Source organism: Burkholderia sp. WSM2230, from assembly GCF_000472445.1.
Lineage (GTDB): Bacteria > Pseudomonadota > Gammaproteobacteria > Burkholderiales > Burkholderiaceae > Paraburkholderia.
Map to the genome: position 1 here is coordinate 243,593 of NZ_AXAJ01000009.1, position 26,739 is coordinate 270,331.

General features: G+C 63.5%; 24 protein-coding genes, 1 rRNA gene and 2 pseudogenes. 14 read left to right on the plus strand and 13 right to left on the minus strand.

Annotated features, from left to right (window positions below):
* Nucleotides 1-79: 79 nt before the first annotated feature.
* From A3AC_RS0119175 to A3AC_RS0119190, 4 genes are all read right to left on the minus strand, one after another.
* A complete protein-coding gene (locus A3AC_RS0119175; protein WP_025600865.1) occupies nucleotides 80-940 on the minus strand; it encodes a transporter substrate-binding domain-containing protein in 861 nt (286 codons plus the stop codon).
* 280 nt (nucleotides 941-1,220) lie between these two features.
* Nucleotides 1,221-1,901 (minus strand): methyltransferase family protein, encoded by a 681-nt coding sequence (locus A3AC_RS0119180; RefSeq protein WP_025600866.1) that lies wholly within the window; start codon nucleotides 1,899-1,901, stop codon nucleotides 1,221-1,223.
* 16 nt (nucleotides 1,902-1,917) lie between these two features.
* Nucleotides 1,918-2,754: an arylamine N-acetyltransferase family protein gene (locus A3AC_RS0119185; protein ID WP_025600867.1), complete on the minus strand. Its 837-nt coding sequence runs from the start codon at nucleotides 2,752-2,754 to the stop codon at nucleotides 1,918-1,920.
* Between the two features lie 33 nt (nucleotides 2,755-2,787).
* A complete protein-coding gene (locus A3AC_RS0119190; protein WP_025600868.1) occupies nucleotides 2,788-3,480 on the minus strand; it encodes a hypothetical protein in 693 nt (230 codons plus the stop codon).
* Nucleotides 3,481-3,800: 320 nt separating this feature from the next.
* On the opposite strand from A3AC_RS0119190, the gene A3AC_RS0119195 reads away from it, so the two are divergent.
* A complete protein-coding gene (locus tag A3AC_RS0119195) occupies nucleotides 3,801-5,345 on the plus strand; it encodes a carbohydrate porin (RefSeq protein WP_025600869.1) in 1,545 nt (514 codons plus the stop codon).
* A gap of 44 nt (nucleotides 5,346-5,389) precedes the next feature.
* Here the strand turns inward: A3AC_RS0119195 and A3AC_RS0119200 are convergent, their stop codons facing one another.
* The gene (locus A3AC_RS0119200) at nucleotides 5,390-6,280 is read right to left on the minus strand and encodes a LysR substrate-binding domain-containing protein (RefSeq protein WP_025600870.1); all 891 of its coding nucleotides are present in this window, start codon (nucleotides 6,278-6,280) and stop codon (nucleotides 5,390-5,392) included.
* A gap of 101 nt (nucleotides 6,281-6,381) precedes the next feature.
* Between A3AC_RS0119200 and A3AC_RS0119205 the strand changes: the two genes are divergently transcribed.
* The 10 genes and pseudogenes from A3AC_RS0119205 to A3AC_RS0119250 all read left to right on the plus strand — a co-directional run.
* Nucleotides 6,382-7,311, plus strand: coding sequence for a DMT family transporter (locus tag A3AC_RS0119205; RefSeq protein WP_025600871.1), 930 nt, complete (start codon nucleotides 6,382-6,384; stop codon nucleotides 7,309-7,311).
* Nucleotides 7,312-7,572: 261 nt separating this feature from the next.
* The gene (locus A3AC_RS0119210; RefSeq protein ID WP_442856512.1) at nucleotides 7,573-8,259 is read left to right on the plus strand and encodes a GntR family transcriptional regulator; all 687 of its coding nucleotides are present in this window, start codon (nucleotides 7,573-7,575) and stop codon (nucleotides 8,257-8,259) included.
* 4 nt (nucleotides 8,260-8,263) lie between these two features.
* On the plus strand, nucleotides 8,264-9,925 hold the full coding sequence (gene mdcA, locus A3AC_RS0119215; protein ID WP_025600873.1) for a malonate decarboxylase subunit alpha: 1,662 nt from the start codon (nucleotides 8,264-8,266) through the stop codon (nucleotides 9,923-9,925).
* The gene (locus tag A3AC_RS0119220; protein WP_025600874.1) at nucleotides 9,925-10,989 is read left to right on the plus strand and encodes a triphosphoribosyl-dephospho-CoA synthase; all 1,065 of its coding nucleotides are present in this window, start codon (nucleotides 9,925-9,927) and stop codon (nucleotides 10,987-10,989) included. Before mdcA ends, A3AC_RS0119220 begins: the two co-directional genes overlap by 1 nt.
* A gap of 5 nt (nucleotides 10,990-10,994) precedes the next feature.
* Complete coding sequence (locus A3AC_RS0119225; protein ID WP_025600875.1) at nucleotides 10,995-11,309, plus strand: malonate decarboxylase subunit delta; 315 nt, start codon at nucleotides 10,995-10,997, stop codon at nucleotides 11,307-11,309.
* The gene (locus tag A3AC_RS0119230; RefSeq protein ID WP_025600876.1) at nucleotides 11,306-12,193 is read left to right on the plus strand and encodes a biotin-independent malonate decarboxylase subunit beta; all 888 of its coding nucleotides are present in this window, start codon (nucleotides 11,306-11,308) and stop codon (nucleotides 12,191-12,193) included. Before A3AC_RS0119225 ends, A3AC_RS0119230 begins: the two co-directional genes overlap by 4 nt.
* Nucleotides 12,190-13,005, plus strand: coding sequence for a biotin-independent malonate decarboxylase subunit gamma (mdcE, locus tag A3AC_RS0119235; protein WP_025600877.1), 816 nt, complete (start codon nucleotides 12,190-12,192; stop codon nucleotides 13,003-13,005). Before A3AC_RS0119230 ends, mdcE begins: the two co-directional genes overlap by 4 nt.
* The gene (locus A3AC_RS0119240) at nucleotides 13,005-13,700 is read left to right on the plus strand and encodes a malonate decarboxylase holo-ACP synthase (RefSeq protein ID WP_025600878.1); all 696 of its coding nucleotides are present in this window, start codon (nucleotides 13,005-13,007) and stop codon (nucleotides 13,698-13,700) included. Before mdcE ends, A3AC_RS0119240 begins: the two co-directional genes overlap by 1 nt.
* The gene (gene mdcH / locus A3AC_RS0119245; protein WP_025600879.1) at nucleotides 13,700-14,632 is read left to right on the plus strand and encodes a malonate decarboxylase subunit epsilon; all 933 of its coding nucleotides are present in this window, start codon (nucleotides 13,700-13,702) and stop codon (nucleotides 14,630-14,632) included. Before A3AC_RS0119240 ends, mdcH begins: the two co-directional genes overlap by 1 nt.
* Before the next feature lie 117 nt (nucleotides 14,633-14,749).
* Nucleotides 14,750-15,187 (plus strand): annotated as a pseudogene (locus tag A3AC_RS0119250) (MFS transporter); the annotation flags it as partial.
* A 48-nt stretch (nucleotides 15,188-15,235) separates the two neighbouring features.
* Here A3AC_RS0119250 and yjfF read toward each other — a convergent pair.
* From yjfF to A3AC_RS0119275, 5 genes are all read right to left on the minus strand, one after another.
* The gene (yjfF, locus tag A3AC_RS0119255; RefSeq protein ID WP_025600881.1) at nucleotides 15,236-16,333 is read right to left on the minus strand and encodes a galactofuranose ABC transporter, permease protein YjfF; all 1,098 of its coding nucleotides are present in this window, start codon (nucleotides 16,331-16,333) and stop codon (nucleotides 15,236-15,238) included.
* Nucleotides 16,330-17,373: an ABC transporter permease gene (locus A3AC_RS0119260; protein WP_025600882.1), complete on the minus strand. Its 1,044-nt coding sequence runs from the start codon at nucleotides 17,371-17,373 to the stop codon at nucleotides 16,330-16,332. Before A3AC_RS0119260 ends, yjfF begins: the two co-directional genes overlap by 4 nt.
* Nucleotides 17,370-18,986, minus strand: a complete 1,617-nt coding sequence (locus tag A3AC_RS0119265; RefSeq protein ID WP_025600883.1) for a sugar ABC transporter ATP-binding protein — start codon at nucleotides 18,984-18,986, stop codon at nucleotides 17,370-17,372. The genes A3AC_RS0119260 and A3AC_RS0119265 overlap by 4 nt, the downstream gene beginning before the upstream one ends.
* A gap of 245 nt (nucleotides 18,987-19,231) precedes the next feature.
* Entirely contained in the window at nucleotides 19,232-20,170 is a 939-nt protein-coding gene (locus A3AC_RS0119270) for an ABC transporter substrate-binding protein (protein ID WP_198018013.1), read from the minus strand.
* Between the two features lie 449 nt (nucleotides 20,171-20,619).
* Nucleotides 20,620-21,234, minus strand: coding sequence for an alpha-ketoglutarate-dependent dioxygenase AlkB family protein (locus A3AC_RS0119275; protein ID WP_025600885.1), 615 nt, complete (start codon nucleotides 21,232-21,234; stop codon nucleotides 20,620-20,622).
* Between the two features lie 265 nt (nucleotides 21,235-21,499).
* Here A3AC_RS0119275 and A3AC_RS29340 point away from each other — a divergent pair.
* Nucleotides 21,500-22,071 (plus strand): annotated as a pseudogene (locus tag A3AC_RS29340) (malonic semialdehyde reductase).
* Between the two features lie 12 nt (nucleotides 22,072-22,083).
* Here the strand turns inward: A3AC_RS29340 and A3AC_RS0119285 are convergent.
* Nucleotides 22,084-22,422: a hypothetical protein gene (locus A3AC_RS0119285; protein WP_025600886.1), complete on the minus strand. Its 339-nt coding sequence runs from the start codon at nucleotides 22,420-22,422 to the stop codon at nucleotides 22,084-22,086.
* Between the two features lie 380 nt (nucleotides 22,423-22,802).
* On the opposite strand from A3AC_RS0119285, the gene A3AC_RS0119290 reads away from it, so the two are divergent.
* Complete coding sequence (locus tag A3AC_RS0119290; protein WP_025600887.1) at nucleotides 22,803-23,966, plus strand: metallophosphoesterase; 1,164 nt, start codon at nucleotides 22,803-22,805, stop codon at nucleotides 23,964-23,966.
* Between the two features lie 95 nt (nucleotides 23,967-24,061).
* Here the strand turns inward: A3AC_RS0119290 and A3AC_RS0119295 are convergent, their stop codons facing one another.
* The gene (locus tag A3AC_RS0119295) at nucleotides 24,062-24,598 is read right to left on the minus strand and encodes a hypothetical protein (RefSeq protein WP_025600888.1); all 537 of its coding nucleotides are present in this window, start codon (nucleotides 24,596-24,598) and stop codon (nucleotides 24,062-24,064) included.
* 350 nt (nucleotides 24,599-24,948) lie between these two features.
* Between A3AC_RS0119295 and A3AC_RS0119300 the strand changes: the two genes are divergently transcribed.
* Entirely contained in the window at nucleotides 24,949-25,203 is a 255-nt protein-coding gene (locus A3AC_RS0119300) for a GlsB/YeaQ/YmgE family stress response membrane protein (protein WP_025600889.1), read from the plus strand.
* A 1,323-nt stretch (nucleotides 25,204-26,526) separates the two neighbouring features.
* On the opposite strand, the gene rrf is transcribed toward A3AC_RS0119300, so the two are convergent.
* A 5S ribosomal RNA gene (rrf, locus tag A3AC_RS0119310) occupies nucleotides 26,527-26,640 on the minus strand.
* Nucleotides 26,641-26,739: the final 99 nt, after the last annotated feature.

The following is a 26,739-nucleotide window of genomic DNA, read 5'->3' on the forward strand; positions in this document are numbered from 1 at the left end:
CTCGTTCATGACAGCCGATGAACCAGCCGCACGCGCGAGCTCGCGCCCGCACGTGCCGCTTGCTGCGAAGTTTCCTGAATCAGGGCGTGACGTCGGTCTTGAACCACTTGGCGGACAGCTTCTTGACGGTGCCGTCGGCAAGCGCCGCGCTGATCGCGGTGTCGAATTTGGCTTTGAGGTCGGCGTCCTGTTTGCGGAACGCGAGGCCCTCGCCCGGGCCCCAGATCGGGCCGCCGATCTTGGGGCCGGCCATTGCGATCGACGCGGTTTCTTTCTTGTCGACGTTCGCGGCGTAATACGTTACATCGTCGAACGAAGCGTCGATGCGGCCGTTCGCCAGATCCAGATCGCGCTCCGGCGAGGTCTTGTAGACGCGGATCGTGGCGATGTCCTTGAAGCCCTCGTTGATGAACTTCGTATAGACGGTGCCGGACTGGATGCCGATCGTCTTGCCCTTCAACTGCTTGCGCAGTGCGTCGACGGTTGGCTGATCGGCTTTCGGATCGCCCGAGAGTTTGACGACGGCGGCGCCCGGCGCGGCCTTGGGCAGCACTTTGGCATCCGCGACGGCGAAGGTGGCCGGCGTGGCTGCATACGGCTTCGAGAACGCGATGATCTTCTCGCGCTCCGGCGTGATCGAAATGGCGTCCATCAGCACGTCGAACTTGCCCGCCTGGAGGCCGGGGATCATGCCGTCCCAGTCTTGCGCGACCAGGTTGCATTGCAGCTTGATGCGCTCGCAAAGAGTGGCGACCAGTTCGGGTTCGAAGCCGCCGAGCTTGCCGCCGGGCAAGGTCAGGTTCCACGGGGCGTAGCCGCCTTCCAGCGCGATCGTCACCGTCTTCCAGTCTTTGGCCTGTGCCGGTGCCGCAAAAATCGCCGCGGCGCCGAACACGGCGCCGATCAATGCTTTTGCTGCCGTGGTGCGTTTCACTTTCACGTCGAAACTCCTTGATTGAGGAAACCGTCGAGCCGAATGTTTAACCGCCGCTTAATTTGTATAGACAAGTCTGCATGAGTCAAAAAGCTGTCGCAAGAGGATTCGCGCAAAATTGCGCCAATCATCGGGTAAGCCCCTAGAGATCAAGGCGGAACGGGGCTTTCGGGGACTCACGGAGACAGTCGCAAGCAGCCACGGCAAATCTGGCGATGCTTCGACGCGGTGCATTTTGTCTAGACAGGTTCACGCGTGCGCCGCCAAGGTGCGGCGACCGGTGCGTCTACCAGATGAAGGGAATGAAGCGAAAGCGCACGCGCGCCATGTACGCGGTATAGCCATCGAGTCGCTCGGCAAGCACCTGCTCTTCGCGCACCGCGCGCCAGCCGAGCCCGAACACCATGACCGGAACGAACGCGAGGCCCCACCACGAGCCGAGCAGCAACGGCGTGCCCACGAAGAACAACAGCGCCGCCGAATACATCGGATGACGCACGTGCGCATACGGGCCGCTGTCGATCACCTTGTGACCGCGGCTCGCCTGGATCTTCACGACCGGAGCCGCATAGCTGTTCGCCCCGAAAACGAAGCGGCACATCGCAATGCAGACCAGCACGCACAGCGAGCCGAGGCTCACCAGCGCGACGGGCAGCGGCGCGGACCAGCGAAAGCGCATCGCGTCGAGCCCCATCGCGATCAGCCAGCCGCACCACACGCATGCCACGGCCACCATGAAGAGCCGGTCCCAGCGGCTTTGCTGCTTCTGCACGAAAGGCGCGAGACGTTCCGCGAGCAACGCGGGATCATGGCGCGCGAGCCACAGGCCGATCCACAGGCTCAATACGCCAAGTTCGATCAGATACCACCACGCGGCCGGCCACGCGAGCGTGCCGGCGGCGCCGAACAGCAGCACGCCCATGCCCGCGAGCCACAGCACGGTTTGCACCACGAGGCGCGCGACCATGGCCGTTGCTTGCGGCTCAGGCGGAATCCGCCTGACTGCGCACGCGCTCGAAGAGGCCGGCAATGTCGATATCGCCGGTGTTAAGACCGAAGCGGTCGCGCAGACAGGCCGCGAGTTCGTCGGCATTCGCGAGGCGCTGCCCGGCGAGAAGACTGCCGTCTGCCGCACGTTCGTTCAGTTGATCGTTGAGCAGCGTGAGCCGCGCTTCGGGCAACACGCGGCACACGATCAGATTGCTCGCGAAAATCGCTTCTGGCGAGGTCGACGTGTACCAGTTCGAGGTTTCGTAATCGATCCACTCCACCGGATGCAAGTCGAAGCGATACACCCGCGACCATGTTTCGTCGCGTGCCTGCACTTCGAGGTACAGCGCGTTGTGCGAGGCGTCCGCGAGCCGGAAGGTGCCGAGTTCGGTGTGCTGCGCGAGACCTGGAGACAGGCGCAGCGGCGCAGTTAGCGTGACGCTGCCGAAGCCCACGTCGGCGATCCATGCTTCGTTATCCAGATCAATTTGCAACACCATGTGCGTGCGAGGGGGCACCGCGTCCGGCTCACGGCCCCACAGCACGCGTCCGAGCAGCGGCGTCACGCGAAAACCCAGCTCCTGAAGCACATTCGCGAGCAGCGTGTTCTGTTCGAAGCAGTAGCCGCCGCGACGATCGTCGACAAGTTTTCTTTCGACGGATTCGAGGTCGAGCTTCACCGCGCGACGCGCGAGCGGGTTAAGGTTCTCAAACGGAATGGCTCGTGGATGCAGGCGGTGTATGGCCTGCAGTACCTCGAGCGTCGCTGCGCGCGGCCCCTTGTAGCCGATGCGCTTGAAGTAGTTGTCCAGATTCAGTGTGTGTGACATCGGCATTGATCCAGTGATATGGCTTTCGTTGTACTACTGCCCGCCTCCGAGTGCCGACGTCGCGATCTGCGGCACGCTGATACCGTGGCTCGACGCAAACTGTACCGCGGAACTGAGGGTGGACATCAGCGATTGCAACTGCCCTGGCGCCGACTGCGCGATATACGACGCGCTTTGCATGGTCTGCGGGTTCATGCCGGCCTGCAACAGCGACGACGGATTCATCTGCCCAATGCTGCCGAGCCCCGACTGCATGCTCGAATACTGGTTCACGCCTTTGGCGAGCGACGAGAGGCCCTCTGTGAATGCCTGTTTGTTGACGGGCGCTTGCGAGCCACCGCTCGCGCCGCCTGCGCGGTTCGCGAAAGCCTGTGTAAGCGTTTGCGACAGCGACTGCTGCGTGCTGCCGACCTGCGTCAACTGACTCACAGACGGCGTGCCGCCGCCGCTCAGCAAGCCGGCCGCCTGCTGCGCCTGGCCGGCCGCGCCGCTCAAGCCCATTGCGGACGCCAGCGTGGACTGTCCGCTCAGCACTTGCTGATTCGCGCCCACATACGTTTGCAATAGCTGCGACAGACCGCCCGGGGACGCCGCGCCGCCCGCATCCGCCGAGGTTTGCGCGCCGCCAATGCCGAATTGCTTGAGATTCAACTGTGCGTTTGCGACGCCGCTTGCGACAACGCCAGCACTTGCCAGCAACGAAATCAAGAGGACGCGCTTATTCATGATGTAACTCCTTGTAAGTGGCTGCAAAAACTCGTGCGGTTTCGACAAGCCACGTCACCGTGCGTTCGCGCGAAATCATCAATTTGTGAACTTCTCGCGGGCGGACGCGCGTCGGCCGGTCTCGTTGACGCCCCCAACCCGCGTCGGTACGATCACGCCCATTCCGTCATTTCCGCGAACCGATGCCCGGACGCGCACGTTCAGCGCCTCAAGCACGTCAGGCACCTCAGGCACCTCAGGCACCTCAGGCACCTCAGGCACATGAAACAGCCAACGAAGCGAGACGCCGGGCAATCCACAACAACATTAAAGGCATTTTTATGAAGTTCGCCCGATCCATTCGACGCGTTGCCAACTTCCCTGGCCCTTGCCACATTAGCCCGGCAAACGACAGCACCGTCCTGCGAGCGCCCCTCCTGTTGCTGCGCCGCACGGCGTTGTGCGCGGCACTGACGTGGGCTTCCGTTTCGGGCGCGGCTTTTGCGCAAACCAGTCCCGATGCCTCAGGCGAAGGCACACAGGCGAAGGCGGCGGATGCGAACAACGCGCCGGCGAATGAAGCGGGACTCTGGGGCCGCGACCAACTGTTCGGCGACATGGGCGGCTTGCGGCCCTGGCTCGGCAAATACGGCGTGACTTTTGCGCTCACGGAAACCAGCGAACTGCTCGGCAACCTGCGCGGCGGCCTCGCGCGCGGCGTCGCTTACGACGGCGTAACGACCGCAACATTGCAACTGGATACGGAAAAGGCCTTTGGCCTCGCGGGCGGTCAGTTCAACGTCAGCGCATTGCAGATTCACGGACGCAATCTCAGCAGCGACAAGCTCGGCACGTTGAACACCGCAAGCGGCATCGAAGCGGACGACACCACGCGTCTTTGGGAGTTGTGGTATCAGCAGTCGTTCCTGAACAAACGCGTCGATGTGAAGATCGGTCAGCAAAGCATCGATCAGGAATTCATCTCGAGCACGTACTCCGCGCTTTTCATCAACACGATGTTCGGCTGGCCGGCGCTGCCTTCGTACGACATGCCGTCGGGCGGCCCCGCGTATCCGCTGTCGGCGCTCGGCGTGCGCGTGCGCGGACAGATCACGCCTTCGTTGACGGCGCTTGCCGGCGTGTTCGACGGCGATCCGCTCGGCAACAATCCGAACAACCGCAGCGGCACCAACTTCAATCTGCATAACGGCACGCTGTTCATCGGCGAGTTGCAGTATGCGATCAATCAACCTGACGAAGCGGACGCTGCCACTGCGGCAGGCGCGGCGGCATCCCCTGCTCGCGGCGGACTGCCGGGCACCTACAAGATCGGCGTCTGGTACAACAATGGCCGCTTTGCGGATCAGCGCTACGACAACAACGGGGTGTCGCTCGCGAGCCCTGCGTCCACCGGCGTCGCCGCGAACCATCGCGGCGACTACAGCTTCTACGCGGTCGCCGATCAGACCATCTGGCGTCCGGATCCCGGCGGCGCGCGCAGCCTCGGCGTATTCGCGCGCGTGATGGGCGCGCCGGGCGACCGCAATCTCGTGAGCCTCGCGGCGAACCTGGGCGTCGTGCTGAAGGCGCCGTTCGCCGGCCGCGACAATGACAGCGCTGGTCTTGCGCTCACCTACATCAAGGTCGGCAGCCACGCGCGCGGGATCGATCAGGATAACCTGGCAATCAGCGGCGGCCCGTACGGCGTTCGCAGCAGCGAAACCGCGCTCGAAGCAACCTATCAGTATCAGATTGCACCCTGGTGGATGCTGCAAGCTGACGCGCAATACACGTTCAACGCGGGCGCCGGGCAGAATCCTAACGATCCGACGAAGCCGCTGCGCAACACGTTCGTGGTCGGCGTGCGCACCAACATCGCGTTCTGATGCCCCTCGCGCGGCGATCGCTCGCATGAGCCGCGCGGCGCCTGTCACGAAGCCGCAGCGGTGGAGCCGCGCGGCTGCGCCGGCAACGACAGGTCCTGCACCATCTGCGCAGCCAGATAGTCGCAAGTCGGCCGGTCCGACTTCGCGCTGCGCGCCACCACGATTTCCAGCGGCTCGATGCGCGGCAAGCCTTGCGCTTCGCCGAGAATGGCAAGCCGCGACGGCACGCTGCATCGCGTGAGCGCAACCACCGACAAGCCCGCATCCACCGTGGCGACGAGGCCCATCAGGCTCGCGCTGCTGAAGGCCGCGCGGTAGCGGATCCGCGCGCCGTCGAGCGCGGCGAGCGTGTGCCGACGCGCCACACAGCCGGGCTCGTAAAGACCGACCGGCAACGGCGAAGCCGCCAGCACCGGTGTATCGACGCCAGCACCCACCCACACCATCGGCTCGCTGCGCACGAATTCGCCGCGCATCTTGCGGTCGCGCGTAACGAAGGCGAGGTCGATCTTGTTGTCCGCGAGCATCGGCGCAAGCGACGTGCTTTGCGCGCAGACAATTTCGATTTCCACGTGCGGATACAGCTTCGAAAAGCGCCGCAACACCGGCGACAACAGCGACGACACGTAGTCGTCCGGCGCGCCGAGCACCACGCGGCCGGTCACCTCCGGCCGCACGATCGCAGACCACGCTTCCTCGTGCAATGCAAGCACGCGCCTCGCATATTCGAGCAGCGTGGTGCCGGGCCGCGTCAGCGAGAGATTGCGCGTGTTGCGCGCGAACAGCGTGGTGCCGAGCATGGTTTCCAGCCGCTTGACCTGCATGCTGACAGCGGCCTGAGACCGGTGCACGATGGCCGATGCCTTCGTGAAACTGCCCGCGTCCACCACGGCTACAAACGTGCGCAGCAAATCGACGTCGAATTCTGGATGCATGATTTATAAATTCCGCTTATGGAATTTCTAAATTTAATTCGTTTGTGGACATCCGGCAACCGGCGCAATACTTGGGTCTCGACCTCACGGAGACGCTTCGCATGTCCCTCACCCAAGGTCAACGTGGCGCAATCACACTGGCCGGCGGCGGACTCTTGATGGGCACGCTCGGCGTGTTCGTCGAGGAAGCGCGGCTCGGCGCGCTGACGTTGGTGTTTTTCCGCTGTCTGTTCGGCTTTCTGTCGCTGGCCGCGTATTGCGCGTGGAAAGGGTTCTTCACGCGCGCACATTTCACGCGACGCACACTCGCGCTTGCACTCGTCTCCGGCGTGCTGATGGTTACACAATGGGTCGGCTTTTTCGACGCGATCCATCGCACGAGCATTGCAGTCGCGACCGTGGTGTTCCATGTACAGCCGTTCTGGGTCGTGCTGATCGGCGCGGCGCTTTTCAACGAACGGCTCGGCGCGGACCGGCTCGGCTGGATCGCGACCGCTTTCGTGGGGCTCGTGCTCGCGTCGGGCGTGGCGGCCACGGCCAGTCTGCAGGGGCACACGAGCTACCTGGTCGGCATCGGCGAAGCATTGGCGGGCTCGGTGCTCTATGCCGGCGTTACGTTGATCGCCAAAGGGCTCGGCGACTTGCGCCCGCATTTGCTCACGCTGATGCAATGCGCAGTGGGCGTGATCTGTCTGCCGTTTATCGCGCCGCTCGTTGCGCCCTTTGACGCCGCGCATATCCAGCCGATGCAGTGGTTCTGGATCGTCGGCATGGGCGTGCTGCATACGGGGCTCTCGTATGTGCTGATCTATGGCGCGCTGCCGAAGCTCACCACGCCGGTCATCGCCGTGCTGCTGTTCGTCTATCCGCTCACCGCCATTGCCGTCGATGCGATCGTGTACGGCCGCGCGCTTTCCCTGCCGCAGTTGGCCGGCATGGCGCTGATTGTCGTCGCGAGTCTGGGGGTCAACCTTGGCTGGCCGCTGGTTTCTCTGGTCATTCCGGGCGGGCGCGCGCGACGGGCCGAGTGAGTCGTGTGCATGGGCCTGACGATGTGTGCGCGATCGCTTACGGGTGCATCGTGCGTCACTCGCTCGCCATAGCAAAAGCCTCGCTCCATCACTTCGATCTTCCAGCCAGCTGGAATTCCGGGTTTGCCCGCGTTTAAATGTCATCGTTTCATATATAATATTTGAACGATGAACGACGCAACGACAAATCCTCTGCGCCCGGAGACCCCCGCCCGCTCCCCGCTGCTGCCTGCAGCGGCGCCGCGGGAAAGCACGTCGCGCGTGATCGCGGAGGCGTTGCGCGAAGCGATCATCGACGGCACGCTCGCGCCTGGCGCGCCGCTTCGCCAGGACGCGATCGCGCGGCACTTCTCGGTCAGTGCGATTCCGGTGCGCGAGGCTTTGCGCCTGCTTGAAACCGAAGGCTGGGCGAAAGTCGCGGTGCATAAAGGTGCAACGGTCGCGCCTTTATCGGCGGATGAAGCGCGCGAGATCTATGAAATCCGCTCGGCGCTCGAAAGTCTCGCAATCGGGCTCGCCATTCCCAGACACACGCCGGCGACGTTGCGCGAATGCACTGCGCTGTGCAAGGCGGCCGGGCGCGAGCCCGACCCGTCGCTATACGTCGCGCGCAACGCCGCGTTTCACATGAGCCTGTATGCACCTGCCGCGCGTCCCCAGCTCGAGGACCTGATCCGCGTGCTGCATCGGCGCGGCGAGCGTTACTTGCGCCTCAAATTCGGCCTGCCGTCGTACAAAGGCGAGTCCGACCATGAACACACCGAATTGCTCGACGCCGTCAGGCGCGGCGACGTGCCGGCCGCCCAGGCGCTCGTCGCCGGGCATCTGCTCGGCACGGGCGAGTTGCTGCACCGTTTCCTGACCGAACGCGCGCAGGCGGAAGCCGCGCTCGCGAACCGACCCAAGCCGCGCGGCCGCCCCCGCGCGCCCTCACCGGGAGTTGATTGAGCCGATGAACGCACCCGCCGAAGCATCCTCCGCCGCTCGTTCGTGGACCACACGGCGCGACGAAAAGAAGCGCCGCCTCGCAGCCATTGCGCCGTGGCTTGAGGACGGCGTGCTGCCGTCAGCGCGCATTGTCGATGCGCTCGAAACGCTGATCCAGCCGGGCGAACGCGTCGCGCTGGAAGGCGACAACCAGAAGCAGGCCGACTTCCTGTCGCGCTCGCTCGCCAAGGTCGATCCGCAGAAACTGCACGACGTGCATCTGCTGATTTCGAGCATCAGTCGTCCTGAACATCTGACGCTCTTCGAGCGCGGCATCGCGCATAAAGTGGATTTTGCGTTTGCCGGCCCGCAAAGCCTGCGCGTCGCGCAGCTGCTCGAAGACGGGCAATTGGAAATCGGCGCAATTTATACGTACGTCGAACTATATGCACGCATGTTCGTGGACCTCACGCCGCATGTCGCGCTGCTGTGCGCGGAAAAGGCCGACCGGCATGGCAATCTCTACACCGGTCCGAATACCGAGGACACGCCCACCATCGCCGAGGCGGCAGCGTTTCGTCATGGCATTGTGATCGTGCAGGTCAACGAAATCGTCGACGAACTGCCGCGCGTCGACATTCCCGGCTCGTGGGTCGACGTGGTCGTGCAGGCCGACCGGCCCTTTGCCGTGGAACCGCTATTCACGCGCGACCCGCGCCATATCGGCGATCTGCAGGTGCTGACCGCGATGATGGTGATACGCGGCATCTACGAGCCGTACGGCGTGACGTCGTTGAACCACGGCATCGGCTTCGATACCGCGGCAATCGAATTGCTGCTGCCCACCTACGGCGAGTCGCTCGGCCTGAAGGGCAAGATCTGCCGCAACTGGACGCTCAATCCGCATCCCACGATGATTCCGGCCATCGAATCTGGCTGGGTCGACAGCATCCATTGCTTCGGCAGCGAGGTCGGCATGGAGGCGTACATCGAGGCGCGTCCCGACGTGTTCTTTACCGGCAACGACGGCACGCTGCGCTCGAACCGCGTGCTGTGCCAACTGGCGGGGCAATATGGTGTGGACCTCTTCATCGGCTCGACGCTGCAAATCGACGCGGACGCCAATTCGTCCACGGTAACGCGCGGCCGCCTCGCCGGCTTCGGCGGTGCGCCGAACATGGGCCACGATCCGCGTGGCCGGCGTCATTCGAGTGAAGCGTGGCTCAAGCTGCTGAAAGACCAGGGGCCCGTATCGCGCGGCCAGAAGCTGGTGGTGCAACTGGCCGAGACATACAAGAAAGGCGGCGAACCCACTTTCGTCGATGAACTGGATGCGGTCGCAGTCGGCGCGAAAAGCGGCATGCCTATCGCGCCCGTCATGATCTATGGCGACGACGTGAGCCACGTCGTCACCGAAGAAGGCATTGCGCATCTGCACAGGGCCGAGGGCGTCGACGAACGGCGCGCGGCGATTGCCGCCGTCGCCGGCGTCACGCCAATCGGCTTGCGCGCGAAGCCGGAAAAGACGGCCGAGCTGCGCCGGCGCGGCATCGTGGCGTATCCCGAAGATCTCGGCATTCGGCGCGGCGAAGCGAAGCGTTCGCTGCTCGCGGCACGCAGCATCGACGATCTCGTCACGTGGTCGGGCGGCCTGTATGCGCCGCCCGGGCGCTTCAGGAGCTGGTGATGAGAGCCGCTGCTTTGCTGGAGCGCGAGCAGGCGTTGTCGGCGCAGACCGCGCAAGTGGAGGAAAGGTCTGCGCGATCGGCCGATGCCTTGCCTGCGCGCTACGACCACGCGACGTGCGCACAGATCGCGCAATTGCAGAAGCTGCGGATGGGAGCGTCTACTGCTTCGCCCGAGCGCGCCGGATTGGAGCTCGCCCCCGCCGACAAGCTCACGCGCCACTTGCCCACCGACGCGCAACTGGCCCATTACGCCGTCACCGCGCTGATCGAAGAGGCGGAGCTCACACCCAAACCCGCACTCGTCGACCGCCGCGGCAGCGGCGCGCACCGCGACCTCGATCTCGCGATCATGCGGCGCTCGGCGCATGCGCTCGAACCGACCTTCGCCGCGCTCGCGCGCACGGCGCGCCGCCGCGGCGAACCGTCGGCGCTGTTACGCACCGAACTCGCGCAGATCGGCCGCGCTGGCGAGCAGCACATGCTGCGCGCCACGAACGGCAGCAACGCGCATCGCGGCGCGATCTGGATCGTCGGGCTGCTGGTCGCGGGCGCGTCGTTAGCGGTTGACGGGGCGCGACTCGACGCGACGGCCATCTGCCGGCGCGCGGCGCAAATCGCCTGCTTTCCCGACCGCTTCGCGGCGCCCACCGGCAGTCACGGCGAACGCGCGCGGCAGCGCTATCAGGTAGGCGGCGCGCGCCGCGAAGCGCAGGAAGGTTTCCCGCATGTGATCGCGACGGGCTTGCCCGCTTTGCTTGCGGCACGCGAGCGCGGCATTGACGAAGACGCCGCGCGCGTCGACGCCCTGCTCGCGATCATGGCCTCGCTCGACGACACCTGCCTGCTGCACCGAGCGGGTCTTGCCGGCCTGCATGCGGGTCAGCACGGCGCGCGGCGCGTGCTGGAAGCCGGCGGCAGCTCGACATGCGAAGGCAAGACCGCGCTCGCCGCGCTCGAGCGCGAACTGCTGTCGCTCAATGCATCGCCCGGCGGCGCAGCCGATCTGCTCGCCGCCGCCCTTTTTCTCGACATGCTGGCGCGTCGCGGCGCTGGCGGGAGCTGAGCCACATGGAACATCTGACCTTCGACTATCCGGCGCAACGCGCCGTCACGACTCGCGCGCACGTCGGCGTGGTCGGTTCGGGCGATCTTGAAGTGCTGCTCTCGCCCGCCGATAAAGCCAGCGCGCTCAGCGCACACGTCGTCGTGCGCACGAGCGTGGACGGCTACAGCCACATCTGGAAAAGCGTGCTGGACCGCTTTTTCACCCGCTACGACGGTGCCGCGCAGATCGAGATCAACGATTTCGGCGCCACACCCGGCGTCGTCGCATTGCGGCTCGCGGAAGCCGTGGAAGCCGCCGAACAGGGAGACGACGCATGAGCACGCTCGCCACGCCCCACGCCGCGCCGCTGCTGCGCGAGAGTTTCATTGAATTGCCCGCACGCGAGCGCGCCCGCTCGCTGCTGGACGCCGGCAGCTTCCGCGAATTGCTCGGGCCGTTCGACAGAATCGAGTCGCCGTGGCTGCCGCTGCAAGGCGTGGTGTGCCAGGCCGATGACGGCTGCGTGATCGCGCGCGGCACGATCGACGGCGAGCCCGCGGTGGTCGCCGCGATCGAATCGGCCTTCCAGGGCGGCAGCATCGGCGAAGTGTCGGGCAGCAAGATCGCCGCCGCGCTGGAACTGGCCTTGCGCGATTGCGAGCGCGGCAAGATCGTGCGGCCGGTCGTGCTGTTCGAAACGGGCGGCGTGCGGCTTCAGGAAGCGAACCTGGGCCTCGCCGTGATCGCGGAGATTCAGGCGGCAATCGTCGCGCTGCGCCGCCATGTGCCGGTGGTCGGCGTGATCGCCGGCATGGTGGGCTGCTTTGGCGGCATGTCCCTCGCGGCCGCGCTGTGCTCGTATCTCGTCGTGACGAAGCAGGGGCGGCTCGGCATGAATGGACCAGAGGTGATTGAGCAGGAAGCGGGCATCGACGAACTCGATGCCACCGATCGGCGCCGCGTGTGGCAGTTGATCGGCGGCGAACAGCGCGTGGCGAGTTCGCTCGCGGATCGACTCGTCGACGACGACGCGCAAGCCGTGCGCGCCGCCGTGCATTCCGCGTTCGGGCAAGGCGTGCCGGCCGCGCATCGCAGTGAACAGGTCGACACGTTCCTGCAACGGCTCGCGCAAATCGATCCGGCTAGCGTCACGCCCGCAAGCATGCGCGAAGTCTTTTCGGACCAAGCGGCACATTCGCGGCCGCGCAAGGAGCAAGCATGAGCGACACCCCACTGAGCCGCGGCGCGTGCTGGTTCCAGGCGCTCGCCGGTCACTCCCGCAGCGCCGCTCCCGTGTGGAGCGCCGACGCGCCGCTCGGCGACGAGACCGCACGTTTCATCACGGTCGTGCCCGATCCCGACAACCGCTTTCCGCGCGCGACCGACAACGTGGTCGGCCTTGAACAGGGCTGGCAGCTCGCGCGCGCCGTGCGCGAGGCAATCGCCGACGATGCGGCACGCGGCACGCGTCGGCCGATCGTCGCGATTGTCGATGTCAAAAGCCAGGCCTATGGTTATCGTGAAGAAATGCTCGGCATTCATCTCGCGTGTGCGGCGGCTGTGGACGCCTATGCATCGGCTCGCGATGCGGGGCATCCGGTGATCGCGCTGATCGTCGGACCCGCGATGTCGGGCGCCTTTCTCGCGCACGGCTACCAGGCCAATCGCATCGTCGCGCTCGACGCGCCCGGCACCATGGTTCACGCAATGGGCAAGGAAGCCGCGGCGCGCGTCACGCGCCGCACCGTCGAGGCGCTCGACGCGCTTGGCGAGACCATCGTGCCAATGTCTTATTCGATGGCCTCGTTCGCGAAGCTCGGGCTGCTCGATCAATTGATCGAAGGCATCGACGCCGATGCGCCGGACGCCGCGCAGATCGCGCGCGTGCAGCAGGTGTTGCGCGAGCAGATCGGCAGCGCGCGTGAAGGCAGCCGCAAGCTCGCGCGCCGGCTTGAATCGGCGGCTGCGCAGAAGAACCGCGCGGCGTCCATCGAAGTGCGGCGGCGTCTCGCCGAACAATGGGATGCCGTGTAATGCCGGTCTGTGCCGCGCCGCCGTTTGCAAGCGAACTCGCCATGTCGTGCGATGAGCGCTGGCGTGCGCATGATCTGCTGCGTTTGCGGTGCCTTGCTGCATTTGAAGGCGAACCGTCGTGGGTCCGCGACGCTTTCGAGCGCGCGCCATATGCGGTGGTCCGGCGCGCACTCAGCGCGCACGGCGTGGTGGCGATTGGCGTGCGTGGCCCGCAGCGGTCGCAGCGCTACGGCACGTGGACAACGTTGACGGAGATTGTCGAAGTCGTTGCGCCCGAAGCATTGGTGTGCAGCGAGCCGCTTGCCGGACGCGCCGCGTTGTCCGCTTTCGCTGCACTCGCCAAGTTGAAGCGGGACACCCTTAGCCCATTAAACGCGTTGACGTGGGGTCCGACCGGCAGCGCGGGCTTCGAACTGGCCACACATACAGATACCGTGACGCCATCGAGCGATCTCGACTTATTGATTCGGACCCCCGAACAATTAACACGCGAGTGCGCCGCGCACTTGCTGAATCATCTGCAAACGGTTGCTCTCCAAACCGGCATCCGCATCGACGCGCAACTCGAAACGCCCGCAGGCGGCGTCGCGCTCACCGAGTGGGCCGCAGGCAAAGCACGCGTGATGGCGCGCCATGCAAGCGGTCCACGGCTGCTTGCCGATCCCTGGTCTGCCGATCGCGAGACGGCAATCTGATGCTTGCGCTGATCTTCCCGGGCCAGGGCGCGCAGACCGACGGCTTCCTGCATCGGCTGCCGTCGCATCCCGCCGTGCGCGCCTCACTCGACGAGGCGTCCGACGTGCTCGGCGCCGACGTGCTCACCCTCGACACGGCCGATGCATTGCGCTCGACCGTTGCCGTGCAATGCGCGTTGACTGTCGCGGGCGTGGCGCTCGCCCGCGCGCTCGCGGAGGAAGGCTTGAGCCCGGACATGAACGCCGGCTTGTCGGTGGGCGCGTATCCGGCGGCGGTCAGCTGTGGAGCGCTTGCTTTCCGCGACGCCTTGAAGATGGTTCGCCGCCGCGCGGAACTGATGGAAGCTGCCTATCCGTCCGGCTACGGACTTGCCGCGATCTCCGGCCTGACGGAGCACGAGGTCGCAACGCTGGCCGCGCGACACAGCGACCAAGGTGAACCGCCGGTTTACATCGGCAATGTGAACGCGCCGCGCCAGATCGTGATGGCGGGGGCGAACGCTGCGCTGGACAGTTTTATCGACCGTGTGCTGGCCGCCGGTGCACGCAAGGCCACGCGCCTTGCGGTCAGTGTTCCTTCGCATTGCGAACTACTCGTGCACGCGAGCGACGAACTGAGCGCCTACGCGCGCTCGGTTCCGTTTCGCGCGCCGCACAGCGTGTATATCGGCAATCGCGGCGGCCGGCCCCTGTATACCGCCGACGCAATTCGCGACGATCTCGCGACCAACATGCGCTATACCGTACGTTGGTTCGACGCGCTCACGGTCATGCAGGAAATGGGTGCGCGCGTCGCGATTGAAGCGCCGCCTGGCCAGGTGCTGACCGATATCGCGCGCGAACATTATCCGGAGATCGCGGCGCTCGCTGCCAGTACGCTTCCGTTCGAACGGCTCACGGCAACGGCGCGGCGACGCCTGCAAACCGGGTAAGCGAACCGCGCTTCATCCCGGTTTGATCTGGCGCCGCTCGATCAACTGACGCCCCATCGCCTTCGCGTACTGGTCGCATGCATTGCGCGCGACGCGCGCTGCCGCAAGCACGCCAACGTCGGAGTCATCGCCGTGGGATCGTATTGCGGCTATCTGACCGGCGCATATGTGAGCGACCGTATTGGCCGCAAGCGCGCGTTCATCGTGTTCGCTCTCGCTTCATGCGCGATTGCGTCCATCTATACGCAGCTTCCGCTGGACAGCTTCTCGATGCTCGTGCTCGGTTTCCCGCTCGGTTTTGCGCGTCCGGCATTTTCGGGCATGGGCGCGTTTTTGACCGAACTCTTTCCCACGCGCATTCGCGGTTCGGGTCAGGGCTTCTGCTACAACGTCGGGCGGGCTATCGGCGCTACTTTCCCTTTCCTGATCGGCTACGTGTCGCAGACGATGACGCTCGGCCACGCAATCGGCGCATTCGCAGCGGCGGCGTACGGCATCGTGATTCTCGCCGCGCTCACGTTGCCGGAAACGAAACGTCGCGCGCTCGAGCAGTGACGCAACGCGGCCGGCGGGTTGCGTTGCGGCCGCCTTGTTGAGCGCTCGTCAGGCCTGTTCCGGCGCGCGGCCTATCACATGCGAGTCGGATGCAGTCGAAGCCTCGCCATGCGTGCGTTCGCGTCCCGCTGTCACGACTGCTCCCGTGCCGCCAGGACGCCGTACCGACTTTGCATGTCGTTCAATCAGCCGCTGCAGCAAACAGAAAGCGCAAAGGAGCGCGCCTATCACGATGCGGGTCCACCACGAACTGAGCGTACCGTCGAAGGTGATCAACGTCTGGATCGTGCCGAGAATGCCGACGCCAAAGAGCGAGCCGATCACATAGCCGACACCGCCCGTCAGCAGCGTTCCGCCGATCACGGTGGCTGCGATGGCGTCCAGCTCCATGCCCTGCCCTTGCAAACCGTAGCCCGACAGCACATAGAAAGTGAAAACCGCGCCGCCGAGCGCGGAGCAGAAACCGCTTAGCGCGTAGACGCCGATGCGTGTACGCGCGACCGGCAAACCCATCAGCAATGCAGAGCGAGCATTGCCTCCCACCGCGTACACGTTGCGGCCAAAGCGCGTGAAGTGCGCGACGTAAATGGCACCGACGAGTGCGACGAACGCGATCAGTACATTGGCAGTGACGGACCCAATGCCGATGTCCAGCCGGAACGCGGAGATTGTGTGAAAGGTTGGATCGGTGATCGTGATGGACTGCGTAGTGATCAGGAAGCACAAGCCGCGCGCGAAGAACATGCCGGCCAGCGTCACGATAAACGCCTGCAGGCGAAAGAAGTGAATCAGCGCGCCCTGCACGGCACCGAATACGGTGCCCATGAGCAGAACGATCGGCAGAATGATCCACACCGACAGATGCAGGCGCTCGGCCAATACCGCTTCGACGATGGTGGTCAGTGCGACGACAGAACCCACCGACAGATCGATGCCGCCCGACACGATCACGAACGTCATGCCGATGGCCACGATTAGCAGAAAGGCATTGTCGACGAGCAGATCGAGCAGCACCTGCCACGAGAAAAAGCCGTTGTACATTACTGAGCCGAAGCCAAACAGCGCGCAGAACAGCAGGATAGTGACCGCAATGGGCAAGGTGCGTGGATCGACGAGGTTCGCCCACGCTGCAAAAAAACGTCTCATCGCGCCACCCCGCGTTGCTTGATGATCTGCATTCCGAACGATACTGCGATTGCTCGCGCAGCTGGCGACTGGATCACGCTGACCGCCAGCACGACCGCCGCTTTGACGACCAATGTCGCTTCCGGCGGCACGCCGATCGAATACGTCGTGTAGGTCAGCGTCTGGATGATCAGCGCACCGAGCACTGTTCCCGCGAGACTGAAGCGGCCGCCGAGCAGCGAGGTTCCGCCGAGCGTCACCGCGAGAATCGCGTCGAGTTCCAATAACAGCCCCGCGTTGTTGCCGTCAGCGCTGCGCACGTTCGAGCTGATCAGAATGCCCGCCATCGCGGCCGTTAATCCGGAGAATGCATACACGGCAAAAACCAGCGCTTTGGAGCGCAGGCCAACGAGGCGAGTGGCAACCGGATTCACACCGATAGCGCGGATAAAAAGCCCCAGCGCCGTTCCTTCGACGAGCGCGGCGGTGGCCAGCACGGCGAGCGTCGCAATCCATACCGAGCACGGCACACCGAGCCAGTATCCGCCGCCGACGAACAGATAGCCGGGCGCACCGATCGGGATGATTTGCCCCGCCGTCAGCAGTTGCGCGATACCGCGGCCCGCGACCATCAGAATCAAGGTAGCGATGATCGGCTGCATGCCGATGAAAGACACCAGCAAGCCGTTCCACATGCCGCTCAGCACGCCGACAATCAACGCCGCCAGCAACGCCTGAGCGATGAGGCCGCCGGTCGGCACGGGTTGCGTTGCGAGTATCGTGGCGGCCGCCGCGCCAGCAATCGCGACCACCGCGCCGACCGAAATGTCGATGCCGCGCGTCGCGATGACCAGTGTCATGCCGGTCGCGACGAGCACGAGCGGCGCGGCGCGGTTCAGCACGTCGATCGGCGCGCCGAACAGATGGCCGTCGAGCATGCGCAGCGACAGGAAGTGCGGATTGACCCACAGATTCAGCGCACACAACAATGCCAAAGTCACGCACGGCCAGATCAGCGGACGCTCGACACCATCACGCGCGAGCCAGTTCGATAGCTTCATTCGCCGCTCCCCGCGATGAGTCGATAGATGTTGTCTTCGTTCGATGCCGTGCCCTTTACTTCAGCGATCTTGCGGCGGTCGCGCAGCACGGCGACGCGATGGCTCACGCGCAGCACTTCGCTGATCTCCGAGGAAATGAACAGAATGCTCAGCCCGTTGGCGCACAGCGCGAGCAGGCGATCCATGATGTCGAATTTCGCAGCGACGTCGATACCGCGCGTGGGCTCGTCCAGAATCAGCAGTTTTGGATCCGTGGCGAGCCAGCGCGCGAGCAGCGCTTTCTGCTGATTACCGCCGGACAACAGACCGATCGGTTGCTCCGCATCGGAGGCCTTGATTCCGAGCCGCTCGATCCACAGATCGGCCAGTTCGCGCGCACGCTGGCGGCTGATCTTGCGCCACCAGCCGCGCCGCGCCTGCAACGCCAGCAGGATGTTCTCGCGGATCGACAGGTCCGCGACAATGCCCTCTTTCTTGCGATCTTCCGCGCAATAGGCAATGCCGTGGCGCACCGCATCATGCGGCGAGCGCAGCCGCACGGGCTTGCCATCGACGAGCATCGTGCCGCTGTCGGCACGGTCTGCGCCGAACAGCAGTCGCGCGGTTTCGGTGCGCCCCGAGCCCAGCAAGCCAGCAAGTCCAAGTATCTGACCACGCTGCACATCGAGGTCGATGGGCTGCAACGTGCCACGCTTGCCGACGCCGCGCAGTTCGATGAACGCCGATGCCACCGGGTGTTCGTCTTGCGTCTGTTCGCGCTCATCGGATGCTTCCTGAGCGGCTTCGCGCAGACGCTCGCTCATGCGCTCGTGACCGACCATCTTCGAGACCAGCAGATCCGCCGGCAGGTCCCGCGCGAGGTATTCGCCCTCGCGCTCGCCGTTGCGCATGACCGTGATGCGGTCGGAAATCGCATACGTCTGCTCGATGAAGTGTGTGACGAACAGAATCGCAATTCCAGATTGCTTAAGATGCCGAAGTATTTTGAATAGTTGGGCGACTTCGCTATCGTCGAGGCTCGACGTGGGCTCGTCGAGGATCAGCACGCGCGCATCGACGGAAAGCGCTCTCGCGATCGCCACCATCTGTTGGACCGCGATTGGGTAAGCGTCGAGCGAGCGAGTGACGTCGAGCGCTATGTCGAGGCGCGCGAGCGCGGCTTGTGCGCGACGTTTGATGTCGGGCCAGTCGATCGCGCCAAAGCGGCGCGGCTGCCGGCCGGCAAAAATGTTCTCTGCGACCGACAGGTTCGGGCACAGGTTCACTTCCTGGTAAAGCGTGCGCACGCCCGCCGCCTCGGCTTCCTGCGGCGACGCGAATGCCACGACCTCGCCCGCCAGACGGATCGTGCCGGAATCGGGCGCGAGCACACCGGTCAGCACATTGATCAAGGTCGATTTGCCGGCGCCGTTCTGCCCCATCAGCGTATGAATTTCGCCGGGGAAGAGTCGGAAATCGACACCGTGCAGCGCTTTCACGCCGGGAAATGTCTTGCTGACGCCGGTGGTGGCGAGGATCGGCTCGCGGACGTTGCCGTCGTCGGGAGAGGCGGCAGCGGCCGGGTTGATCGCGCTCGCGGGCGGCGGATTGGGTTCGAAAGCGGGATGCGTCATAGACCTCGCTCGAGCGGTGGTGCGTTGGTGTGGTGCTGCTTTGGTGCCGTGGAGCCATGGTGCCTGCGTGGCTTTTGCGCGGCGAGTTGCTGCATCGGTGTGAAAAGAGACCGTCCGCTGCCCAAGCAATCGGACGGTCAGGCACCGCTGGAGAAACTATTACCTGCTGATTCGTTTTGCGTTTCCTGCTGCGTCAACAGATTCCGTGTTCAGGCGTATTATTACGGATGCCTAAGTAGATTTTCCTAGTACTTGCGCGTCGGCAATGTCTGCGCAGCAACGCTCATAGGGAACACGGTCTCTTCCGTGAGGATGCGCTTCGGCAAAGGCTTGCCGGCCACCACGTCCTTGACCGCCGACATCAGCTGCGGTCCGAGCAGCGGGCTGCATTCCACATCGACATTCATCTTGCCTGCGGCCATGGCCTGGAACCCGCCCTTGGTCGCATCGAAGGAAACGACAATGACGTCTTTGCCCGGATGCATGCCCGCTTCTTCCATGGCCTGGATCGCACCGAGGGCCATGTCGTCGTTATGCGCATAAACCACGTTGATCTTATTGCCGTAACTCTTGATGAACGCTTCCATGACCTGCTTGCCGCCGGCCAACGTGAAGTCGCCGCTTTGCGACGCAATGATCTTGAACTTCGGATCGCTCTTGATCACTTCGACCAGGCCAGCGTGCCGGTCATTCGCGGGCGCCGAGCCGACTGTACCCTGCAATTCGGCGATGTTGACCGGCCCTTTCGAATCCTTATAGTGGTCGGCGAGCCATTTCCCTCCGCGCCGGCCCTCTTCCAGGAAGTCCGAGCCGATCATGGTCACGTACAGCGAAGTGTCTTTGACGTCGATGTTGCGGTCGGTCAGGATCACCGGAATCTTCGCGGCCTTGGCCTCGCGCAGCACCGGTTCCCAACCGGACTCGACGACCGGCGAAAACGCGATCACATCGACTTTTTGTGTGATATACGAGCGAATCGCCTTGATCTGGTTTTCCTGCTTTTGCTGCGCGTCGGAGAATTTGAGTTTGATCTTGGCGTCGGCGGCCGCGGATTTCACCGACTCAGTGTTAGCGGTTCGCCAGGCGCTTTCCGCGCCGACCTGCGCAAAACCCAGCGTGATCTGCTTATCCTGCGCGTAGGCGCCGGGCGTTGCCAGCGTCAGCGCACCGAAACCCGCACACATCGCGAGCGCACCCAACGCACGACATGCGGCGCGTCGTGTATTCGCCATGACTGTCTCCTGATCGTTGTTGTGTAGGCGATCCATCGAAACCGCGGCCCTTGCGGCCATCGCGATGCGTGGATCGTGATGTAGCGTAGTGTGCGAGGCGTTAACAGTCCAATCATATGATTCGCGTCGGCAATATCAATTTTGGTATAGGACGGGCGTTGGTGCTCTTGTGAGTGGGCGTGGGGCGGGAGTCAGGTTGTACGGGTGGCGCGGCGTGGGCTTGGGCGTGGGCTTGGGCTTGGGCTTGGGCTTGGGCGTGGGCGTGGGCTTGGGCTTGGGCTTGGGCTTGGGCTTGGGTCGTCACTGGTTTCTATGCACTTACTACCAGCCGACCCCTGCGCTGCCCCGGTCGGTTCGACGGCGCCGCGGGAATCGTCGCGAATGCGACGCTACAGGCGCGATTACAGGCGCGATGACAGGCCGCTCTGCGTTCGCGGCGTGACCCACCGGAAAGTCAGATTGATGCGCTCGCCTGTGACACGCGGCTCTTTCGGCACTCGATGCCGCCATTCCGCCTGCGTTTTGCCCTTCATCACCAGCAAGCTGCCGCCTTTCAGCGAGAACGACCGGACGATGCCGGTCTTGTTGTGCCTAAGGTCGAAGGTGCGCGCTGCGCCCAGACTCACGGATGCGATCACCGGTTCGGGCCCAAGCTCCGGCTCGCGGTCGGCGTGCCATCCCATGCTGTCCGCGCCGCTGCGATAGCGGTTGAGCAGGACGCTGTTGAACCGCGCGCCGCAGACGGCCTCGGCAGCAGTCTTGAGTTCGACGACCGCTGGCGTCCACGGATGCGGCACATTGCGGATGCCGGAATAGATGTACACCGCCTCGGGGTCACCCTGCCATGCAGTCAGCCGCGGCAGCGCGACGCGGCCGCCGGGCGTGCCCATGGTGTCCTGCCGCCATTCGACCTCGTCAATGAGGCGCGCGAGGAACTGCCCAGCCGTTTTCGGCGCAAGCCAGTCGGGATGCCAGTCGACGTCAGGTGTCGGAAGGTCGTCGAAAAGATCGGTCATAACATTGCGGGATGCGCGCGCTGGGCGGGGGTACGGTGGATATTATGACGGCAACGGGAGGGCGGCCGTTTGCGATTTCATTAGGATCTTGTTGCGATTTCGTCTTCTGCTCGACTCCGGTTGGGCTCCGGTTTTCACCGCGCATTTCGCTGCCGCTTGATGTGTTTCTACTGCGCTTCGCGGCTGTGAGCAGTCGCGCCTTTCGTTTGCTGAGTTCCGCGGCAACTGCCCTTTGCATTTCTCGACCTTGCAGTGGGCCATTGCCATGGCCGTGTCCGATCAAGTGCTCAACCAGCTGTTTTGCGAGGCGCGCACCTACAATGCCTGCAGCCGGAACCCTGCGACGACGCGCTGCTCGAGCAACTGGTCGAGTTGACGCTGGTCGGCCCGACGTCGGCTAATTCCAGTCCGGGACGTTTCGTCTTTGTGAAAAGCGCGGCCGCCAAGGAGAGGCTGCGGGGGCAGCCTTATGAGCTGGCAACGTCGAGAAAACCATGGGGGCACCGGGAACGGTAATCGTCGCAATGGACATGGCGTTTTGGTGGCAGCTGCCGTCGTTCGTAGCTGGCTTACCTACCGGAAACGACAAGGGCGATTGCCGAGACTGCGCTTCGCGATTCGACGCTGCAGGGCGGCAATCTGATCCTCCCGGCCCGCGCGCCCGGCCTCGGCGCCGGCCCGATGTCAAGCTCCGAGGCCGCGAAAGTGGATCGGGCGTTCTTCGGCGGCCCGACGATCAGATCAGACTTCCTGACCACCCCTGGCTACGGCGATGCGTCGAAACCGTATCCGCGCAGCACACGCTTCAGCTTTGACGAAGAGGCTCAGATAGACTAAAGCGCATCGCTTCTAACTGAAAATCGCGATGTAGAACACCACCACGCCGATCACCGCGCCAACAAAGCAAAAGCTTTCTTCGGTGTCCTCGCCATTTGAGCGCAGCCATGCGCCGACCACGCCGAACAGCCCCGCAATGCCCAGCGCGACACAGAGCATAACAACGTCAAACAGCGCGCTCTTGCCTAGTTCGGAGAAGTCGATATTGCGCACGCCGAGATACAAGCCGAGCGCCATCAGAGACACGCCAACCAGGGGCAGCATTACGTGACTGCCCTCGTGCCCGACGTGATGCGCGCGGTGCGCAGGGTCCCCGTGATGTAAACGATGACCTGATCCGAGCAGCTTCATGATCGCCTCCTGCCTCGCCGTTTGCCGGCGATAACGACAACTGAGCTGGCCGCTGTCGCGACTCTTTGTGCCGACAGCTCACTTCCAGCATAGTCCAGGTGCATCCGTAATTCAAAGCCCATTTAATTAGGGTTATCCGGGGCATTCGTACTGGGCGCGTCCGGGCCACGTTCTCAGCTCGACAATAACGCGCTCGCCTCCCTGGTCATCGCTGCATTGCAGCAAAGCGCGGCCGCCTTGCCGGCTAATTCTCGTGCGCCCGGCACGCTGCTACGCATGCCGGTAGAATGGTCCGGCCCGTTAGCCGCCTCGCCGCGGCGCCTGGCCGCCGCCGGCGTTCCGCTCAAGTTATGCCGGCTTTACCCGCCTTGATCCTCTCTATGCGCCGCTCATCGTTTCTTGCACGCCTAATTGCTATTGGCATCCTGCTGCACGTTTATGTCGGCTTCCGCCTGATTCCGGACATGCCGGTTAACATCATCGTCCGCTGGCTGTCGGGATGTTGGCTCGTGCTCTCCGTCATTCTTATCCCGCTAGGCATGCTCGCGCGCACCATCAAGCGGCAGCCACTGGGCGACCGGCTTGCGTGGATCGGCCTGCTCGCGATGGGTTTCTTCTCCTCGCTGCTGGTCCTGACGTTTGTACGGGACCTGGCGCTTGCTTCAACGATGACCGTCGACGCCATCTGGCCTGGCCTGATCGCTCTCGCCCACTGGCGGACCGGCACCGCGGCAGCCGTGCCATTGCTCGCAATACTGTCGACACTGATCGGTCTTTTCAACGCCCGCCGCCGCGCGCGAGTCGTGACGATCGAGGTGCCGATCGACGACTTGCCCGCCGCTCTCGACGGCTTCACAATCGTCCAGATCAGCGACATCCACGTGGGCCCGACCATCAAACGCCGCTATGTCGACGCGATTGTCGATGCAGTGAATCGTCTGAAGCCTGACCTCATAGCTGTGACAGGCGATGTGGTAGACGGCAGCGTCCCGCAGCTGACTCATCACACGCAGCCTCTATCGAGGTTGAGTGCGCGTCACGGCGCGTTTCTAGTAACCGGCAACCACGAATACTACGCGGGAGCCGATGCGTGGATCGACGAGTTCCGACGCCTCGGACTCAATGTCCTGCTGAACGAGCACGTGGTCGTCGACCACGATGGGGCGCGCGCTGTCATTGCAGGCGTGACCGACTATTCGGCCGGTCATCACGATCCGCTACATCGCAGCGATCCAATGGCCGCGATTGCCGGTGCGCCAGGCGACGTGCTGATCAAGGTGCTTCTCGCGCACCAGCCCCGCTCCGCAGAAGCCGCCGCCGAGGCCGGCTTCACGCTGCAACTCTCAGGTCATACGCACGGCGGTCAGTTCTTCCCTTGGAACTTCTTTGTGCGGTTTCAGCAACCGTTCACTGCGGGCCTCGCCCGCTTGAACGGACTGTGGGTATACACGAGCCGAGGCACCGGTTACTGGGGACCGCCAAAGCGGCTCGGCGCGCCCTCGGAAATCACACGATTACGGCTTGTGCCAGGCGAGCCGGAGTAATGCCACTATCGAGGCAGAGCGCGAACCGTGGCACTAGATAGCCAGGCCTTTCTTTGCTCGCCCCGTTGGGGACAATGCGTGAGGTCATATGCCCGTCATGGCGCCGGCGCTACTGCAACACTGACTTGCGGCGCGAATGCCACCAGCACCTGCATACCCGGCGTCACGTTCGCCAGTTGTGCCGGAACACGGCCCTGGATGTGGAACACCGAGCCGTTTGGCCCCTTCAAAGCCATGACACCCGAAGCGTGATCGACTGCCTGCACTTCTGCGCTGACGTTCCGCTCTGGGCTCGTCGTCCCGATTGACGCAACTGCGGCAGCAGGCGCGGCTGCCGCATCTGCGCCACGCGTGACGCTGATCAGCGCATTGCGCATCATACGGATGTGGACTTTTCCACCTTGCCTGATGGTCTCAATGTCTCCCTTGTCCGTGATCTCGAATGACGCCTCGCCGCCTTGCGCGTCGAGCACGGTCACGGAATGCTTTGCGCGGTCGACGGACTTCACGACTCCTTCGGCCTGCAAGGTGCTGCTTCCTTCAACCGGCGGGGGGAGCCCTGCGGCGAACGACGCGAATGAAGCGGCGGCGATGAACGCGCCGGCAATAATTCCCAGAGCTTTGGCTTTCATACATTCCTCATTGACGTGAACGGCCTGTAGCGGGCGCTGTGATGTGATGTGAACCAGCATTGTGTGCGAGGGCTTAGAGCCGTTGTCATGCGCAAACAGACACGGAGCGTTCGAAGAGTGTGTTTTTTGTGATGGTCGACGTCAAGATTTGGACTCCGTATTAGTTTGTGGATCGGTCTGCACAGTTTGTCGAAATTTCCTAGCGATGCCGATACACACGTGTGGCCTACAGTCCGCTTGCAACACATTCAGACAATGTTAATTCCGTATCCTGAATATGGACTGCGCCGGAAGCTTCGACTAAGCTCTCTCACCGTGCATTGTTCACACACAACCATGGAGTTTCGATTATGGAACACGGCATCATTGCGTGGCTTGTCATCGGCGCGATCGCCGGCTGGCTAGCTGGCGTACTCGTCAAGGGCGGTGGCTTCGGCCTTATCGTCGACATCATCGTCGGGATTGTGGGCGCGTTCATCGGCGGTTGGCTCGCCCGCGTGCTGCACATTTCGCTTGGCAACGGCTGGATCGGCTCGATCATCACCGCGGTGATCGGCGCAGTCATCCTGCTGTTTATTATCCGGCTCGTCCGACGAGGCGGGTGACGCAAGCATAGGCGTCTTCGGCGTCAGCCAAATGTGGCTGACGCCGGCTTTACGTTTGACCGACTTACGCTTGAGCTTTCTTGCTTCCTGGACTTACTCCTGCATGAGCGGACGCGTGCTCATGCTTCAGTCGGCAAAGTTTCGCGCAGGCGGAATTGGCGTGGCCTCCGCTCCCAATGCAATTCCATCGCATAGCGACGCGTGCTGAGATTTTGTGGATGCCCGCAGGCTCGAGTTGCGAGCATGGCGGTAGGCCTCTGAGGTCAGCCTAGCCCTGCTGCATGGCAGCCACGTCGACGAGCTGTTTGTTCGCACCGCAATGCAAAGTCCTGGACGCAATGATGAAAACTCAACCGCGCTTCGCTTACGGCTTGTTCTCTCATCAACGCAGATGACACATCGCGCGAAAAATCGCCGGGCGCGCCGACGCCATCTATCGCAGGTGTGCTGCCGACGCAGGTTGACTCCCGTTGCCCTAAATGGCGAGTATCAACCCGGCATTCAATGCGATATGGCCATGCCGGCGAATCGCTTGAGCTTGGTTTATGACTTCTTGCGTACGCAACACGATGCGACGGCGATGACGCTTGAGTTCGCCGAACACATGCTCGTAACGCGCAGCCGATAACGAAAGCGATGCCTGAAAAGGCGGCCGACTGCTGGCATCTCCAGGCGCAAATCGAGTCCTGCATCACTTACGAGTAGTTTCTGATGGCGTCAAACAGCGCATCGAAAACATCCAAAATGCCGACATCGCGATTACGGTGATGCGCGCCTGCAAGAGCGACAAAGGACCCGTCACACTTCTACGCGATAACTCATGCCTAAGTTTTGCGGGATGGCAGGCAATGGCTCTCGCTCGTGTGTCATCGGGCGGCGCTATAGAGACGGTCTCTGATCGGGACCGCCACGCGATTTAGTCGCTCGGAACCGCGATCGACGATACGCCCCACGATAAGTGTTGGTCGCCATTGCTGGCAGCCGGTGATGTAGCGCCCTCGTGACCTTCTTCTAGATGACGACACTGCGCTGACGCTGTCGTGGCAGATGCCTGATCCTGAAGGCTGTGCGAATGTCGCCTGGATCTTCGCTTCAGACCTATTCGACTCAAGCTACCCCTTGACCCGCCCGCGGTAACGACCAGCATATGCGCATCGCCGACGTAGATGAGCGCTCGCGGTGCGTTGCAGCGGCCGATGAGTCTGACTAGGCTTACATTGCAACCGTGGGTCTCGGCACGCCAGCGAGTTAGCCCGCGTTTTTCTGCCGCGTAAACGCCGCAACCCCACCTTGATGGGGTGGGGTTGCGGGCACTGCTGGGGAGCCTGACGATTACCTACTTTCACACGGGTAATCCGCACTATCATCGGCGTGGAGTCGTTTCACGGTCCTGTTCGGGATGGGAAGGGGTGGGACCGACTCGCTATGGTCATCAGGCATGACTTGTTGTCGTGTCGCCTGTGGGGCGGCACAACCAATCGGGAAGAAGTAGTGGAGAGGAGGCCTCTCCTTATAAGGTATAGGGCTGTGCTGTTT

Coding starts and splice junctions, on each gene's coding strand:
- A3AC_RS0119180 (WP_025600866.1), bottom strand. CDS start 1,901: ATGGTCGCGCGCCTCGTGGTGCAAACCGTGCTGTGGCTCGCGGGCATG.
- A3AC_RS0119185 (WP_025600867.1), bottom strand. CDS start 2,754: ATGTCACACACACTGAATCTGGACAACTACTTCAAGCGCATCGGCTAC.
- A3AC_RS0119190 (WP_025600868.1), bottom strand. CDS start 3,480: ATGAATAAGCGCGTCCTCTTGATTTCGTTGCTGGCAAGTGCTGGCGTT.
- A3AC_RS0119195 (WP_025600869.1), top strand. CDS start 3,801: ATGAAGTTCGCCCGATCCATTCGACGCGTTGCCAACTTCCCTGGCCCT.
- A3AC_RS0119200 (WP_025600870.1), bottom strand. CDS start 6,280: ATGCATCCAGAATTCGACGTCGATTTGCTGCGCACGTTTGTAGCCGTG.
- A3AC_RS0119205 (WP_025600871.1), top strand. CDS start 6,382: ATGTCCCTCACCCAAGGTCAACGTGGCGCAATCACACTGGCCGGCGGC.
- mdcA (WP_025600873.1), top strand. CDS start 8,264: ATGAACGCACCCGCCGAAGCATCCTCCGCCGCTCGTTCGTGGACCACA.
- A3AC_RS0119220 (WP_025600874.1), top strand. CDS start 9,925: ATGAGAGCCGCTGCTTTGCTGGAGCGCGAGCAGGCGTTGTCGGCGCAG.
- A3AC_RS0119225 (WP_025600875.1), top strand. CDS start 10,995: ATGGAACATCTGACCTTCGACTATCCGGCGCAACGCGCCGTCACGACT.
- A3AC_RS0119230 (WP_025600876.1), top strand. CDS start 11,306: ATGAGCACGCTCGCCACGCCCCACGCCGCGCCGCTGCTGCGCGAGAGT.
- mdcE (WP_025600877.1), top strand. CDS start 12,190: ATGAGCGACACCCCACTGAGCCGCGGCGCGTGCTGGTTCCAGGCGCTC.
- A3AC_RS0119240 (WP_025600878.1), top strand. CDS start 13,005: ATGCCGGTCTGTGCCGCGCCGCCGTTTGCAAGCGAACTCGCCATGTCG.
- mdcH (WP_025600879.1), top strand. CDS start 13,700: ATGCTTGCGCTGATCTTCCCGGGCCAGGGCGCGCAGACCGACGGCTTC.
- yjfF (WP_025600881.1), bottom strand. CDS start 16,333: ATGAGACGTTTTTTTGCAGCGTGGGCGAACCTCGTCGATCCACGCACC.
- A3AC_RS0119260 (WP_025600882.1), bottom strand. CDS start 17,373: ATGAAGCTATCGAACTGGCTCGCGCGTGATGGTGTCGAGCGTCCGCTG.
- A3AC_RS0119265 (WP_025600883.1), bottom strand. CDS start 18,986: ATGACGCATCCCGCTTTCGAACCCAATCCGCCGCCCGCGAGCGCGATC.
- A3AC_RS0119270 (WP_198018013.1), bottom strand. CDS start 20,170: ATGTGTGCGGGTTTCGGTGCGCTGACGCTGGCAACGCCCGGCGCCTAC.
- A3AC_RS0119275 (WP_025600885.1), bottom strand. CDS start 21,234: ATGACCGATCTTTTCGACGACCTTCCGACACCTGACGTCGACTGGCAT.
- A3AC_RS0119285 (WP_025600886.1), bottom strand. CDS start 22,422: ATGAAGCTGCTCGGATCAGGTCATCGTTTACATCACGGGGACCCTGCG.
- A3AC_RS0119290 (WP_025600887.1), top strand. CDS start 22,803: ATGCGCCGCTCATCGTTTCTTGCACGCCTAATTGCTATTGGCATCCTG.
- A3AC_RS0119295 (WP_025600888.1), bottom strand. CDS start 24,598: ATGAAAGCCAAAGCTCTGGGAATTATTGCCGGCGCGTTCATCGCCGCC.
- A3AC_RS0119300 (WP_025600889.1), top strand. CDS start 24,949: ATGGAACACGGCATCATTGCGTGGCTTGTCATCGGCGCGATCGCCGGC.